Origin of the sequence: Paraburkholderia sp. MM5477-R1, from assembly GCF_050436385.1 — a bacterium.
Lineage (GTDB): Bacteria > Pseudomonadota > Gammaproteobacteria > Burkholderiales > Burkholderiaceae > Paraburkholderia > Paraburkholderia tuberum.
The window spans coordinates 56,512-71,274 of sequence record NZ_JBNDMC010000010.1; the positions used below are offsets into that span (position 1 = coordinate 56,512).

At 57.4% G+C, this 14,763-nt stretch carries 13 protein-coding genes and 1 pseudogene; 9 read left to right on the forward strand and 5 right to left on the reverse strand.

Features of this window, described 5'->3' with window-relative positions:
- The first annotated feature begins 130 nt into the window (after positions 1-130).
- Entirely contained in the window at positions 131-1,312 is a 1,182-nt protein-coding gene (locus OKW35_RS44085; RefSeq protein WP_429555333.1) for an IS701 family transposase, read from the forward strand.
- On the opposite strand, the gene OKW35_RS44090 is transcribed toward OKW35_RS44085, so the two are convergent.
- A complete protein-coding gene (locus OKW35_RS44090; RefSeq protein ID WP_429555334.1) occupies positions 1,295-2,317 on the reverse strand; it encodes an IS30 family transposase in 1,023 nt (340 codons plus the stop codon). The two genes, OKW35_RS44085 and OKW35_RS44090, sit on opposite strands and share 18 nt — an antisense overlap.
- A gap of 589 nt (positions 2,318-2,906) precedes the next feature.
- Between OKW35_RS44090 and OKW35_RS44095 the strand changes: the two genes are divergently transcribed.
- The 4 genes from OKW35_RS44095 to OKW35_RS44110 all read left to right on the forward strand — a co-directional run bounded on the left by OKW35_RS44095 (position 2,907) and on the right by OKW35_RS44110 (position 6,051).
- A complete protein-coding gene (locus OKW35_RS44095) occupies positions 2,907-4,160 on the forward strand; it encodes a glycosyltransferase WbuB (protein WP_429555335.1) in 1,254 nt (417 codons plus the stop codon).
- 93 nt (positions 4,161-4,253) lie between these two features.
- Entirely contained in the window at positions 4,254-4,469 is a 216-nt protein-coding gene (locus OKW35_RS44100) for a hypothetical protein (protein ID WP_429555336.1), read from the forward strand.
- Between the two features lie 129 nt (positions 4,470-4,598).
- On the forward strand, positions 4,599-5,321 hold the full coding sequence (locus OKW35_RS44105) for an IS6 family transposase (protein ID WP_429555337.1): 723 nt from the start codon (positions 4,599-4,601) through the stop codon (positions 5,319-5,321).
- 184 nt (positions 5,322-5,505) lie between these two features.
- Entirely contained in the window at positions 5,506-6,051 is a 546-nt protein-coding gene (locus OKW35_RS44110) for a hypothetical protein (protein ID WP_429555338.1), read from the forward strand.
- A 94-nt stretch (positions 6,052-6,145) separates the two neighbouring features.
- Here OKW35_RS44110 and OKW35_RS44115 read toward each other — a convergent pair whose 3' ends face one another.
- A complete protein-coding gene (locus OKW35_RS44115) occupies positions 6,146-7,081 on the reverse strand; it encodes an FkbM family methyltransferase (RefSeq protein WP_429555339.1) in 936 nt (311 codons plus the stop codon).
- A gap of 100 nt (positions 7,082-7,181) precedes the next feature.
- Positions 7,182-8,294: a GlxA family transcriptional regulator gene (locus tag OKW35_RS44120; RefSeq protein ID WP_429555340.1), complete on the reverse strand. Its 1,113-nt coding sequence runs from the start codon at positions 8,292-8,294 to the stop codon at positions 7,182-7,184.
- A gap of 157 nt (positions 8,295-8,451) precedes the next feature.
- Here OKW35_RS44120 and OKW35_RS44125 point away from each other — a divergent pair.
- Both OKW35_RS44125 and OKW35_RS44130 read left to right on the forward strand, forming a co-directional pair.
- A pseudogene (locus tag OKW35_RS44125) lies at positions 8,452-9,426 on the forward strand (IS30 family transposase); the annotation flags it as partial.
- 392 nt (positions 9,427-9,818) lie between these two features.
- Positions 9,819-10,586 (forward strand): class I SAM-dependent DNA methyltransferase, encoded by a 768-nt coding sequence (locus OKW35_RS44130; protein WP_429555341.1) that lies wholly within the window; start codon positions 9,819-9,821, stop codon positions 10,584-10,586.
- Between the two features lie 90 nt (positions 10,587-10,676).
- On the opposite strand, the gene OKW35_RS44135 is transcribed toward OKW35_RS44130, so the two are convergent.
- Positions 10,677-11,795: a DegT/DnrJ/EryC1/StrS family aminotransferase gene (locus tag OKW35_RS44135; RefSeq protein ID WP_429555342.1), complete on the reverse strand. Its 1,119-nt coding sequence runs from the start codon at positions 11,793-11,795 to the stop codon at positions 10,677-10,679.
- Positions 11,792-12,313 carry a hypothetical protein gene (locus OKW35_RS44140; RefSeq protein ID WP_429555343.1) on the reverse strand — a complete coding sequence of 174 codons (522 nt, stop codon included), beginning with the start codon at positions 12,311-12,313 and terminating at the stop codon, positions 11,792-11,794. Before OKW35_RS44140 ends, OKW35_RS44135 begins: the two co-directional genes overlap by 4 nt.
- 394 nt (positions 12,314-12,707) lie before the next feature.
- Between OKW35_RS44140 and OKW35_RS44145 the strand changes: the two genes are divergently transcribed.
- Complete coding sequence (locus OKW35_RS44145; protein WP_429555344.1) at positions 12,708-13,658, forward strand: GDP-L-fucose synthase family protein; 951 nt, start codon at positions 12,708-12,710, stop codon at positions 13,656-13,658.
- A 120-nt stretch (positions 13,659-13,778) separates the two neighbouring features.
- Complete coding sequence (locus OKW35_RS44150) at positions 13,779-14,744, forward strand: hypothetical protein (RefSeq protein ID WP_429555345.1); 966 nt, start codon at positions 13,779-13,781, stop codon at positions 14,742-14,744.
- Positions 14,745-14,763 lie beyond the last annotated feature (19 nt).

Sequence of the window (14,763 nt, forward strand, 5' to 3'; positions counted from 1 at the left end):
GAATGTTCTACCGACGATCAGCGTTACCGCGGCGATAAGACGTCAGTTCCTTAGTCGTACTGTGTCATAAAATACTCACAGCAAAGCGATACCTGGTACTATTGAGTAATACGGACTCCAGGCGATCGCGATGAAAGAAGATGTCGACGAATTTGACGCGTATCTGAATCATCTGGCGCAAGCGTTAGGGCACGCCGATCGCCATGCCGGCCTCAAGGGCTACTGTTCGGGCCTGGTATTGCGGCTGTCACGCAAGAGCGTCGAGCCGATGGCCGCGCATATTGACCCACTTCACGCGAGTGCGAAGCACCAGTCACTCCACCACTTTGTGGCCAAGGCAGAATGGTCTGATCGTGCGCTCCTGCAGCGGGTACGCGAATGGGTGATGCCCGCGTTAGGCGCGCACGCTGCCGAAGAAACCGGCTACTACTGGATTATTGACGACACAGGTTTTCCAAAGAAGGGGCGTCATTCGGTCGGGGTGGCACGCCAGTATTGCGGCCAGCTCGGCAAACAGGACAACTGCCAGGTCGCCGTGAGCCTGTCGATCGCGACGCAACGCGGCAGCCTGCCGATCGCTTATCAGCTGTATGTCCCCAAGGAATGGATTGACGACCGCGAACGTGCCCGTCGCGCGGGCATTCCAGACGAACTGGCCTTCGAGACCAAGTCCCGGATTGCGCTGGCCCAACTTCGCGAGGCTATTGGGATCCGGCCTGGCACCTCGGTGTGGGCACCCGGTACGGCGCCACTTCCGCCCAGGCCCTGGAGCGGGCGCGGCAAGCCGCCGACATTGTTGCGCCGTGCGCCCGGCCACGAGCCGATCGCGGTGAAGGAACTGGCCATGCAATTACCCGTGAACGCCTGGCAAGCCGTAACCTGGCGGGAAGGTAGCAACGCAGCACTGTCCTCACGCTTTGCCGCCGTACGGGTTCGTCCCGCACATCGCGACGATGAGCGAAGTACTGTGCGCGACGAAGAGTGGCTGCTCATTGAATGGCCTGAGGGCGATACGGAGCCGCTCAAGTACTTTCTCTCTACCGCTCCGCAAGAGGCGACACTTGAACAGCTTGTGTTCGTGACCAAGATGCGCTGGCGTATCGAGCGCGACTACCAGGATCTGAAGCAGGAGTTCGGACTGGGACATTACGAAGGGCGTGGCTGGCGCGGCTTTCACCACCACGCCACACTGAGTATCGCTGCGTATGGGTTTCTGATGGCTCAGCGACTCAGAATGCAATCAGATGGACGCGATAAAAAAAAGGCGGTTTCAAAGGTGAAGCGCAACAGCGGGTTAATGAACGGAAGCTGAAGTTATCGAAGCGGTTGCGAGCATACGTTCGAACACCTCGAATGGCGAATGAAATGCATGCGTAGCACGCGGTCGGCTGTTGAGGCTGTCGGCGATGGCATCGAGGTCGTCCTGGCTGTAGGTCGAGAGGTCGGTGCCTTTTGGCAAGTACTGACGCAGCAGCCCGTTGGTGTTCTCACAGGTGCCGCGTTGCCAGGGGCTGTGCGGATCGCAGAAGTACACGCGCACGCCGGTGGCGGCGCTGGGTTCCTGATGGCGGGTCATTTCCTTGCCCTGGTCGTAAGCGAAGCTCTGCCGCAGAAGGGCAGCGATCGAATTCAGCTTGGCAGTGAAGCCCGCCAGTGCCGAGGCGGCGGTGGCGTCTTCCATCTTCGCCAACAGCACCAGGCGACTGGTGCGCTCAACCAGCACGCCGACGGAAGACTGGTTGCCAGCGCCCTTGATGAAGTCGCCTTCCCAATGGCCTGGCATCACCCGGTCGTCGACCTCAGGCGGGCGCACATGGATGCTCACCATGTCGGGGATCTGGCCGCGCCGGTCAGTGCCCCGCTTGCGTGACATACGCGTGCTGTGGCCGTGGCGCAGACAGGCGATAAGCTGGCGGCGCAGCTCACCGCGTGGCTGGGCATAGATGGCGGTGTAGATGGTCTCGTGGGAGACGTGCTGGGTCGGATCGTTGGGCCACATGCGCTTGAGGGTACCTGAGATCTGCTGGGGCGACCACTTCCATTCCAGCAGGGTGAGTACCACGCGCCACGACACGCTTTGAGGGCGCAGCTTGGGACACGGGCGCGCAGCCTCACGTCGGCTCGTGCTGAGCGCCTGCGCCGGTGCAGACGCATAGCCCACGGCAGAACACGCGTTTCTGGTCAGCTCGCGGCTCACGGTTGATGCTGCGCGCCCGAGTGTTCGGGCGATGACCTGAACGCTCGAACCCTGCTGCTTCATGCTTGCAATCGTCATGCGTTCTTCAGGCTGCAGTTGTTGGTAACTTCTTTTTTGCATTGGCACACCTTACACGAGCAAGGTGTTGCACTTCAAATTTGATCGCGCCCACAGTAAAGTTAGTAAGGTCTGTGCGTAGTCCGCCAGATTAACCGTGTCAGTATCCATGGCATGGTTGTACGAGTTCTCCGTCAAAGCCGCTGTATACCGAGCACTGGATGGGTTAGCACAGCGTGTTCACGCGATCGCATGTGGCGAACTTGAATCTCGTCGACGTGAAAGGAATATAAGCGCCGCGCCCTGACGCTTCCGGTCAAGACGGAAATTGGCAAGAAGTTGTCGGCTTTCGCCCACCGCGAGTGGCAAGAGACCGGCACCAGGCCTCCGCCCACACGACTTGCGATCATATGTCCTCGCTGGCGAAGCCCATCTAGGCGAGGCACGACAAGCATTTGTCCGACCGGGCGATTTGATATCTGCGATCTTCGAATCAAAAGGCGAACGCGCAGCTTTGACACAACGCGAATACGAATGCGACTGCGAGCAAGCCACGGAACGATAGCCTCCATCAGAGTCCGAACGCATGGGTCGTACATTCCCGTGCCCAACGCAGACTTGATCTTCTTTTTCCCAAGATGTGGATTACTCAATGAAAGTGCTGATAATCTCGCTCAACTATGCCCCAGAGGTGACAGGGGTGGGAAAGTACTCCGCGGAGCTTGCGGAGTGGCTCGCATTACAGGGGCACACGATACGCGTGATAACCGCGTCTCCATACTATCCTGAGTGGCGCATCAAGGCTGGCTATAACGCGTTGACGTACTCGACTGAGCAAATCAACAACGTTTCCGTCATACGCGTTCCCTTCTGGTGCCCCAAGCGCCTGTCGGGTCTGAAGCGCGTGCTACATCTGATGAGCTTCGCGGTCTTCGCGAGTCCGGCCGCTCTGTCGCAGATCGCGTGGCGTCCGCACGTCGTGTGGCTCGTAGAGCCACCTTTGTTCGCGTCTCCCGTCGCGTTGTTCGCCGCCCGCGTCGCCAGCGCCTCATGTTGGCTTCATGTACAGGACTACGAAGTCGACGCAGCGTTTCGACTGGGCATACTGAAAGGCCATGTCGCAAGAAAGCTGGCTTTGCGCGTGGAAAGATGGTTGATGTCACGCGCCGACGTCGTCTCGACACCCTCCGCAGCGATGACACGGCTCGCCGTGCAGAAGGGGGTCTCCTCGGAAAAAGCTTTCACCTTTCCCAACTGGGTCGATACTCAACACGCGCATCCAAACAGCACGGACAACCCCTATCGCGCACAACTCACCATTGGCCACGGAGCGCTGGTCGTCCTCTACTCAGGCAATCTCGGACTTAAGCAAGGTCTGGAAATCATTGTCGACGCTGCAAAGCTTCTCACGTGGCGCGCGGACATCATGTTCCTGATCTGTGGCGCTGGACCAGCAAAAGATGTCCTGCTCGAAAAGGCCCGTGACGTACCGAACGTCAAGTTTCTCGGGCTGCAACCTAAAGAGCGGTTCAATGAATTGCTATCGCTTGCGGACATACACGTCCTTCCACAGCTTGCGGGCGCCGCGGATCTCGTCATGCCTTCGAAGCGTGGCCCAATGCTGTCGAGCAGCCGACCGGTAATTGCGACTGCGAATGAAGGTACCGAGTTATGGAGCGTCATCAACTCGGTCGGCGTCGCAGTCGAGCCCGGCTTTTTCACGGCATTGTCACACGCTATCCTTCGTCTCGCCGACGACCCGTCGCTTCGTGAGCGCCTTGGCACCCTCGGACGGCAATACGCCGCATCCAATTTCTCGAAAGAAACGATTCTTCTCCAGTTTGAGGCACGGCTTCGCAGCTCAGTTTTCGGCAAACGAGACCTCGGAGACCGCGCGACGACGTAGGCCCACTTAACAGTCTTCGGATCCGGTGCTAGCGCAAATGAGCGAGATCCAGCTTGCTTCGTGGACCTCACAAGGTATCCTAAGGAGGCAGGGATGAATTCAGAATGGCTTAGTGCTGACCTTCCCGTAGACTGGACGGATGAGGAGTCGGAGTTCTTTATGCGTGCAGTGGAGGCGATCGCACTGGCCTACAAAGAACAGACCATCACGCTTGAAGAGGCCGGAGACCGGATTTGTATGGTTGCGGTCACGAGACTCGGTGAAGCCATGGGCATGAATGATTCAATCAGATGTATTAGCCGGGACTAGATCTGAAGCGGCTTCGCCTTGCAGCGCTTTTCGTCCACCAAGACGTCAACACCAGGACTTTTGCAGGCTCTGTCGCATTAACGCGGGAGAGGTAGAATTCGAGGCTAAGGAAAACGCTTTGGCCACTCGATGAAAAAGACTCCGACGCCACGAACGACGCTTGCTCCTGGCATTGCCAAGGTGCTGAAGCGACTGCACTATCCGCTTGAAGTGATTCTGCTGCGCGTGCGATGGTACGTTGTCTACTCGCTGAGTCTTCGCAATCTCGAGGAAATGATGGCTGAGCGTGGCATTGGTGTCGATCATTCGACGGTGCATCGCTGGGTCATCAAGGTGGTGCCCCTGTTCGAAAAGACATTTCGCAAGCTCAAGCGTCCGGTCGGCAAAAGCTGGCGGGTTGACGAAACCTATATCAAGGTCAAGGGCTCGTGGAAGTATCTTTACCGGGCAGTGGATAAGGCGGGCAACACCATCGATTTTCTGTTCCGAGCCAAGCGGGACAAGACTGCTGCGCGGCGCTTCTTCGAAAAAGCAATCGCTCAGAACGGCTCCCCCGAGACGGTAACCATCGACAAAAGCGGATCCAATCTGGCCGCGCTTCACGCGGTGAATGCCGAGCGCGAGATGCCCATCAGGGTTCGTCAGATCAAGTACTTGAACAACATCGTGGAGCAGGACCATCGGGCCATCAAACGCCGAACCCGACCGATGCTGGGATTTAAGGATTTCAACTGCGCGCGCGTCATTCTTAGTGGCATCGAATTGATGCACATGGTTAGGAAAGGACAGGTGAAATGTTCGGCAAAAACTTCGTTGTCTGCCGCCCAGCAATTTTACTCGTTGGTTTCATAAGCGATCCTTCGCATATCGTCTTTGCTTGACCCGCTTACCTTACTGCGACGGAACCGAAACGAAGGCGAATTACGACGGCTTCTTCAAGTAGCATCCCGGTATCGCCTTTTTCGCGGCCGCGGGAGATACGGGTAACGACGGAAGTAATCAGATCTATCCTGCCGCGTCGCCCTATGTGACGGCAGTGGGCGGCACCACGATCGCGAGCCTGGTACTGCCTGAAACCAGCACCAGCGAAACCGCGTGGTCTCTCGGAGGGGGCGGTCCAAGCATCTATGAGTCGAGGCCGGCGTACCAACGCTCCCATCTGAAAGCGACCAGTAGCGCAGTCCTGAAACTGAATCAGGGCAAACGCGGCATTCCCGACGTCGCGTATAACGCCGATTCGTCCGGCAGCCCGGTGGCCGTCTATGTGAAAGGCGGCTGGTATTCAATTGGCGGCACTAGTGAGGGAGCACCACAATGGTCGGCGATCGTAGCGCGCCTCGGACAGTATCTGAGCGCCAAAGGCTCTTCCGTTTCGGGCCTGCTGACGCCGAATGGCGGTTTTAACGGCGTGATCTATCAGACCAAACTGACGCAGGCGTCGAACAGCGGTTTCTATAACGTGACAGTCGGCTCCGACGCCACCGGCAGCGCCCCCTGCGCACTATGTTCTGCCGGAGCAGGATACGACGACGTGACTGGGCTCGGCGTTCCCAACGTCGGCAATCTGCTCGCGAATTTTTGAGCTGTCTGCGACGAGGTGCATGGGTGGCTGCGTGCCGCGAGAGGCACGCAGCCGCTGAACGTCGGCACGCAATGCCGGCGCATACACACGCGTTCTAACTCCAGGACAGCATGCCGAATCTCGGCAGATCGGCTTGGTAGAACGACTCAAGAAACGACTTCTGCTTGTGGCAAAGCAGATCGAAGTAATAGTTCTTCTGCATCTTGCAGAAGTTCGCCATGTAAGCCAACTCATCGATATGGGTTAGCGTGATCGGCTTGCCGGTATGGTCGTACACAATGACATTCTGATACTCGGCATCGCGCAGCAAAGTCACAACATCTTTGGCTCGCGTCTTGCCGTATGTCTCGAGATGCCACGGCGAAAACTCAATGAAAAGAGCCGCATTCTGTTCCTGCAGAGTGCGCGTCATGCCTTTGAGCACTTCCAGTTCGAACCCGTCCGTATCGATCTTGATGATGTCGACCTGACGCCCGTCGATGATGTCGTCGGTGCGCATTACCTGTTTCTGAGCACCCCGTCCAAGCTCATACGAGGTGGTGCCGAGCGAATTGCGCTGCGCCGAAGCCGAGAACTGCCTCGTCTCCGCGCCCGCGAGCACCAGGTGGCACGCGGCGCTCATGCTGCGGGTATTCGTCTGCAGTAACGGAAAATAGGCTTCGTCCGCCTCGACGCAGATGAACGACACATTATCTCCGGCGGCGGAATAAACCAGCTTCGCCGTATCGCCGATGTTGGCGCCGATATCGACGAACACAATCTCTCGCGTCGCGGCCAGATATTTCGCCAGAGAGGGCAGCAAGGTGTCGTAATACGGATAGGCCAATGCATATTTCGGCAGCATGTGCGAAAGCGGCATCAGCATATCGGTCGAGCCGACCGTCCTTCTGACGATTGGATCCCGAAAAGGAAGTATCGCCGTCTTCATCAGCTTACCAACGCCATACCTGATTACCCGATTGCTCAATGCGTTGGAACGGTAGGCGGCCTGCTCGATATCGCAGATAGCGGACATCATATTGGTGAGCATCGTTCTCTCCATAGCCAGTGACTCATCAAGGCAACTTCAGGTCGCCTTTCGACGATATTCGAGATTCCCGCTCACAGTGAAGGTCTCCACTGCTTTCGCGCTAAGCCTGCGTTCCCGCTGCCGGCTCCGATGTTTCGTCGCTCTTCTTTTGATGGCGATATTCGCTTGCCGACATCGAGAATTCTCTTCGAAATACTTTTGAAAGCCGCTCGCCATTGGTCAGTCCAACCCTGCGCGCGATCTTGTCGATCGGCAAGTCGCTTTTCATCAACAGCTCACAACTCAGATTGAGGCGCGCTTGCAGAAGATATTGCGACGGTGTCAGTCCCATCTCGCGTTTGAATAGCCGAAGAAAGTTGCGCTCGCTCATCGCCACGGTACGGGCGGCATCGCCAATCGAAATGGCACGCCCGCAATTGCGCTCGATCCACCGCGCGGACTGCAGTGCTTTGTCCGCCAGCGTCGTCGTTCCAATAGTGCTGAGCATGGTCGTCAGATGCTGATCCTTATAGAACGCAAAACGGTCGGCCACTGCGGTTGCCATGTCGTATCCGAGGTCGCGCTTCACGAGCGCGAGCGAGTTGATCAGCGCATCGCCGCGTTCGGTGGGCGGCGCGAGTCTGGACATCTCCGGACTCAGGATTCCACGGTCGACGGAAGCCCAGTCGCGGCGCGGAATACCCGCAGCCGCCAGAATCACGTCGCCATTGCCGAGTGGATTCACTACACCGCTTTGCGAACATGCGATCGTCAATAGCTCGATAAGCGCTTCATCCAGCGCAGCGCGCGCAGCGCCGGCGCCTCCTGCGACAAACAACGCGTCGAAGCTCTGGAAACGCTGACCACCTAGCCGCTCGGTCCAGACGCAAACGGAAGAAGAGCACGCGATCACGCCACCGCACGCAGAGACGAGGCGAACGCTATAAGTAACGTTTCCCCTCTGACTCGAAGACTGGAGTTCATTGGCAATATAAAGCGCTTCCGCAAGTGTTCCGGCTCCCAGCAACGAGAAACCGTCGTACAACACAATTCCTATGAGCTTTACCGTGCGTTCTTTGGATGGGTGATAGAGGCTGCTGATTCCTGCTCCACCCAGGCCTGTCGCGTGAGACATGCTGTCGACTCTCCTCTTCTTTTTACGTTTTTGATCCCCTGCTCTGGCTTGCCTCGAAACGCCATCAATCACGTGGGATGTCGGCAGCTTAGTGTCCAATCCAGCCAGGCATTGCCGTCATGGCGGCCAAAAGCATGCTTTTGACTGACAACGTCGCCTTTGCAAAACATGGTAAGGAGATTGTCGGATCTATTCGACGTATTGCAGGGCGCGATCAAATTTGAAGTGCAACACCTTGCTCGTGTAAGGTGTGCCAATGCAAAAAAGAAGTTACCAACAACTGCAGCCTGAAGAACGCATGACGATTGCAAGCATGAAGCAGCAGGGCTCGAGTGTTCGGGCCATGGCCCGAACACTCGGCCGCGCAGCATCAACCGTGAGCCGCGAGCTGACCAGAAACGCGTGTTCTGCCGTGGGCTATGCGTCTGCACCGGCGCAGGCGCTCAGCACGAGCCGACGTGAGGCTGCGCGCCCGTGTCCCAAGCTGCGCCCTCAAAGCGTGTCGTGGCGCGTGGTACTCACCCTGCTGGAATGGAAGTGGTCGCCCCAGCAGATCTCAGGTACCCTCAAGCGCATGTGGCCCAACGATCCGACCCAGCACGTCTCCCACGAGACCATCTACACAGCCATCTATGCCCAGCCACGCGGTGAGCTGCGCCGCCAGCTTATCGCCTGTCTGCGCCACGGCCACAGCACGCGTATGTCACGCAAGCGGGGCACTGACCGGCGCGGCCAGATCCCCGACATGGTGAGCATCCATGTGCGCCCGCCTGAGGTCGACGACCGGGTGATGCCAGGCCATTGGGAAGGCGACTTCATCAAGGGCGCTGGCAACCAGTCTTCCGTCGGCGTGCTGGTTGAGCGCACCAGTCGCCTGGTGCTGTTGGCGAAGATGGAAGACGCCACCGCCGCCTCGGCACTGGCGGGCTTCACTGCCAAGCTGAATTCGATCGCTGCCCCTCTGCGGCAGAGCTTCGCTTACGACCAGGGCAAGGAAATGACCCGCCATCAGGAACCCAGCGCCGCCACCGGCGTGCGCGTGTACTTCTGCGATCCGCACAGCCCCTGGCAACGCGGCACCTGTGAGAACACCAACGGGCTGCTGCGTCAGTACTTGCCAAAAGGCACCGACCTCTCGACCTACAGCCAGGACGACCTCGATGCCATCGCCGACAGCCTCAACAGCCGACCGCGTGCTACGCATGCATTTCATTCGCCATTCGAGGTGGTTCGAACGTATGCTCGCAATCGCTTCGATAACTTCAGCTTCCGTCCATTAACCCGCTGTTGCGCTTCACCCTTGAAACCGCCCAGGAAAAGAATAGGGATACTCAGCAAGGCTTGCTCACGAACGCGGCTTGCGTATCCACGAACCAGATAGAGAGAAAAGCACACGTCGATAGGGGAAGTTGCCTCCGCAATTAAACCCGCAGCGCGTGTTCCGGCAGCAAAAAACGACTCGCCAACACCTTGCTAAATTCGGTCATGCACACCGTCATCAAGCGCCCTGCCCGCTACTCTCCCCGATGAGCGTCGGTACTCCGGGATCGATCCTTTCGGATTAAAACGCTCACTCCACATCGAAATGCACACCGCGATACAACGAGAATATGGAGTCGCTTCATGAGCTTCCACACGACATACTCGCGATACTATGATCTTTTCTATCAGGAGAAGAATTACAACGCAGAAGCGGCGTTCGTCACCGAGTTGCTGGGCCGTTACGGAATAGTCGGCGGCCATTTGATGGATCTCGGCTGCGGCACAGGACGTCATGCCGCGGAATTTGCAGCCGCTGGCTTTCGTGTTTCCGGCGTCGACATGAGCACCGACATGCTTGCGCGAGCCGACGCGAGGCGCACCACGTTGCCTGCCGCAATCGCGAAACGACTCAGCTTCCAGCAGGGCGACGCGCGCACGGTCAGGACCGAGGAAATCTACGACGCGGTCGTTTCGCTGTTTCACGTCGCCAGTTATCAAACGACCAACGCCGACTTTATGGCGATGTGCCACACCGCGGCGACCCATCTCCCGCGTTCCGGACTGTTTCTATTCGATTGCTGGTACGGTCCCGCCGTACTCGCCGATCCTCCCGACGTGCGCATTAAACGCGCGTCAAACGACGAGTCTGCGGTGATACGAATCTCCGAGCCCGCGATGCGCCCTCACGAGAATGCGGTGGCGGTCAACTACACGATCCTGCTGACCGACCGGCAAACGCAGCACGTCGAAACGGTGCTCGAAACGCATGTCATGCGCTATATGTTCAAGCCCGAAGTCGAGTTGATGCTCGACCTGAGCGGGTTCGAGGTTCTGGACAGCGTCAAGTGGATGGGGGGCGCGCTGAGTGCGGAGGATTTGTCTGCAACCTTCGTCGCGAGAAAACGGTGATGGTCCGCGCCTCACGTTGAGTCGTCGATACCGCTACTAACGAATGCTTGAGGGCTTGGTATCAGTAATACTAAGCCCTTTCTTCATCGATTAGAGAAACATCGCCAGCATGTTACGCACTGCGGCAACCGCGCGATTCTGCTGCTCTTCCGAAAGCCCAAGACCACTCGGCAGATAAAATCCCCGGCGGCCCAGGCGTTCGGCAACCGGGAAGCTCTCTCCATTGAACAGGCCTTGCTTGAGGAACACCGGCTGTTCATGCATAGGCCAGAAGAACGGCCGGGTAATGACTCCCCCTTCCGCCAGGATCGATCGTGCCACGTCCGCGTCAATAGGGAAGTTGTCGTCGAGTACCAGACCGAACACCCAATAGACGTTCTCGGCATATGACATCGAGACCGGCGCGAGTTCTATACCCCGCACACCACGCAAAAGGGATTCGTAGCGCTGTCCCAACTCGCGCTTTCGCGCAATGTGCGTGTCGAGTTTCTCGAATTGCGCAAGGCCGACGGCGGCCTGCAAGTTGCTCATCCGGTAATTCCAGCCAAGCTCATCATGGACGAATCGCTTCTCCGGTTTGAAACACAAGTTGCGCAAGCTTCTCATGCGTGCGGCCAGCGCGTCGTCGTCACAGACGATCATGCCTCCTTCGCCTGTCGTAATGTGTTTGTTGGCATAGAAGCTGAAACACGAGACCTCGCCGAAACTGCCACACCTCGCTCCGTTATAGGTTTGGCCGATCGCCTGTGCAGCGTCTTCGATCACAACGAGATCATGCCGTTTCGCGATGTTGAGTAACGGGGTCATGTCCACAGGCAGACCGAATGTATGTACGGCCATGATCGCGCGCGTGCGACTCGTCACGGCGGTTTCGATCTTCGTGACGTCCATGTTCCACGTTTCCTGGCTGGAGTCGACCAGTCTCAAACTCGCGCCCGTGCGAACAATAGCCGACGCACAAGAAATGATTGTGTGAGTCGGAATGATGACTTCGTCTTCGTGGCCGAGCTTCAGACCCGCAGCCGCCACGTCCAACGCCGCGCTGCCGTTTGCGACCGCAATGGCATGCCGACGGCCGACGTATGCAGCCATTGCCTTTTCGAATCGCTCGACGAATTCGCCATCTGACGAAATCCATCCGCTTTCGATGCACTCGTTGAGGTAGATCCTTTCGTTTCCGTCAAGCAATGGTTCGTTGACCGGAATCATTGCGCGCGCTCCTTGACGCCGATCTCGACGTCGCGGCCATTGTCCGGTTCCGCGCAGAGACTCATTCCAGTAGAACCGAAGCGAACCTTCTCGTGCTCCCCGATATAAGGCCCCTGTTTGATCTCTACAAAAGACGCGTCTTCCAGCATCTCGAACCCGTGCCCTCCCGACGCCAGCAAGATGATGTCGCCCGCGTACAGCACCCGGCTCGACAGAAATCGCTGCTCAGGCGTGTAGAGCTTCACGAGGATCTGGCCACGCTTGATGACGAGAACCTCTTGCGTGCATTCGATCTGTCTTGCCAATTTATTATGAAGATGTGCACCAATTACTTTTCCCGCAGGATGTTCCATATAAGCAAGCTGCTGCGGAAATTCTTTCGGCGTTAGGAAATTTACGCCGCTTCTCGAGAACGTATTCCGGATGATCATCGCCACTGTCTCCCCTGCGAACGAGATCACTTCGAAATTCGAGTCCTGCTCGACTCCTGCGTCACCCGTTACCGATAGAGCTTTCATTCTGGTCTCCAGAGAGCGCCGGCCATGGCCGGGCGGCACGCTGAACATTCCCGGAGCGAGGTCGCTAATGGACAACACGACCCGCGGACGTTCCTTACGCGTCCACGAAGCATAGAATCGGTAAGGCAATCACCCGACGTGATGGCTGAATTAGGCATGACGTTGGCTGATATGCGGCCTCCTGCTCAAGCATCACGAAGTCTTCCAGATATTTCGGATCACGCAACTGATGCGATCGAGGTCTGCGCCAATACCTTGGCACAGTCCGCCATGATCACTGAGCTGTTCAGATGAATAACTAAGCTGGAAGTCGCAAGCGGTGGCGTCGTGATTCCTGGTCCCGTGGCATCTCGCATTTCAACCGACGTGTCTCTATCGACTACTGAGCACTCAAATGAACAGAACCTCTCGAATCTACATCGCTGGACATAATGGAATGGTCGGCTCGGCACTCGTGCGACGCCTGAAAAACTGCGGATACCAGCATCTGATTACGGCACCCAGACAGTCGCTCGATCTGCTCGACCAGCACGCGGTGATGGATTTCTTCGCCCAGAAAAGCATCGACATCGTGCTGTTGGCTGCGGCCAAGGTGGGTGGAATACATGCTAATTCCACTCAGCCGGCTTCTTTTCTCTACGAGAACCTCGTCATCGAAACCAATGTGATTCACGCTGCGTTCAAGAATCACACGCAACAACTGGTCTTCTTCGGCTCGTCGTGCATCTACCCGAAATTCTGCCCCCAGCCGATCAAGGAGGACTATCTTCTGACGAGCGGGTTCGAACAAACCAACGAGGCCTATGCGATTTCCAAAATAGCGGGGCTGAAGCTTTGCGAAGCATATAACCGGCAGTTCGGCACGCGCTTTATTTCGGTGATGCCCACGAATCTTTATGGCCCAAACGACAACTACGATCTGCAAAGCGGACACGTGCTCGCGGCTCTCATCCGCAAGACCCACGAAGCAAAGCTCGCCGGCGAGGAATCTCTCTCTGTGTGGGGCTCCGGCTCTCCACGACGGGAATTCCTTCATGTCGACGATCTGGCCTCTGCCGTGCTCGCGCTGCTGAACAACGACGTGACAGAAGGGACGTTTAACGTCGGTTATGGGAAAGACATAGCAATCGCCGACCTCGCCCGGTTGGTCTGCGATGTTGCCGGTTTTTCCGGATCACTCAGATTCGACTTATCGAAACCCGACGGCACACCGAGAAAGTTGCTCGATGTGTCGAGGCTGGCCGAACTGGGCTGGTCACCGACGATCCCGCTCAGAGACGGCATTGCGGCAACCTACGCCGATTTCGAGAATAGCGTGCAACAACCCCGATGCGCCAGTGCATGAAGCGGCTCGCCACGGTCATCGCGCAGTCCCCTACTTACTCGTTGCCTCTACCCTGTCGCAACTCGAGTACTTATTGCGTCCACAACAACCGCCCAACAATCCTGATTACCGGAGTCAAACATGTTGCGCATGGTCGTCGATCGACTCAGACAGTTCCGGCGCAGTGAGGGATTCAAGTACTCGATCGCTACGCACAGTCGCCTGTCACTGTTCGCGCGGCAGCAATTGAATCGAGGCGTATTTTCGATCGAGATCAGGGAGAACTGCGGATTCTTCGCCATCATGCAGATGGTGCTTTTTATCCTCGTCCATTGCGAAGAAAACCGGCTAACGCCGCGAGTCTCTGCACGCGGTGGCTTGTATGGCGACCCCGAAGGCAAGATCGACTGGTTCTCCGAGCTCTTTGAAAACGTGAGGCCGGCCAGCGCAGCGATGTTGTCGAGCCGGGTTCGGACATCGACCGTGCGCGACCCTGTTCAACTCGGCTTCCGGCAGCGCTATGACGCGGGCCTTCGGCTGCAAAACGCGAGCGACCTATTCCGCTCCTATTACCGTCCCACTGGCTCTATACGTGAGGAAGTCGCTGCAGTCTGTGCGAAGCTCGATATCAGTCAATCCACGCTGGGCGTACATTTTAGAGGCACCGATAAGAAGTTCGAGGCGATGCCGCTATCCTGGCCCGACTTCTGCCACCTCGTTGCGCAGACGCTCTCGATCAATCCGCGCCTGACCAACATCTTTGTTTCGAGCGACGACCCGGCTTTCATCGAATTCTTTCTTCAATGGCCTTTCAATTGCCCGGTCAAGGTTGCGCCTGCCAAGCTTCTATCAACCGGCAATAAGCCGATTCACTTTAGCGGTTATCCTGGATTGCAGATTGGGCGCGAGGCGCTAGTGTCAAGTTTGCTCCTTTCAAACTGCGGATATCTCGTGAAAATGCCGTCTTACCTGTCGGCGTGGTCGAAAATATTCAATCCCGGGTTACCCGTCACGCTGGCGGTTCCCCCTCGGCCAAAAGAGTTCTGGTTTCCCGATAGTCAGATCTGGCTCAGCCAGCAACGGGCGGCGCCAGGCAACGTTGGTTAGAGCGCGCGACTTCTTTAGA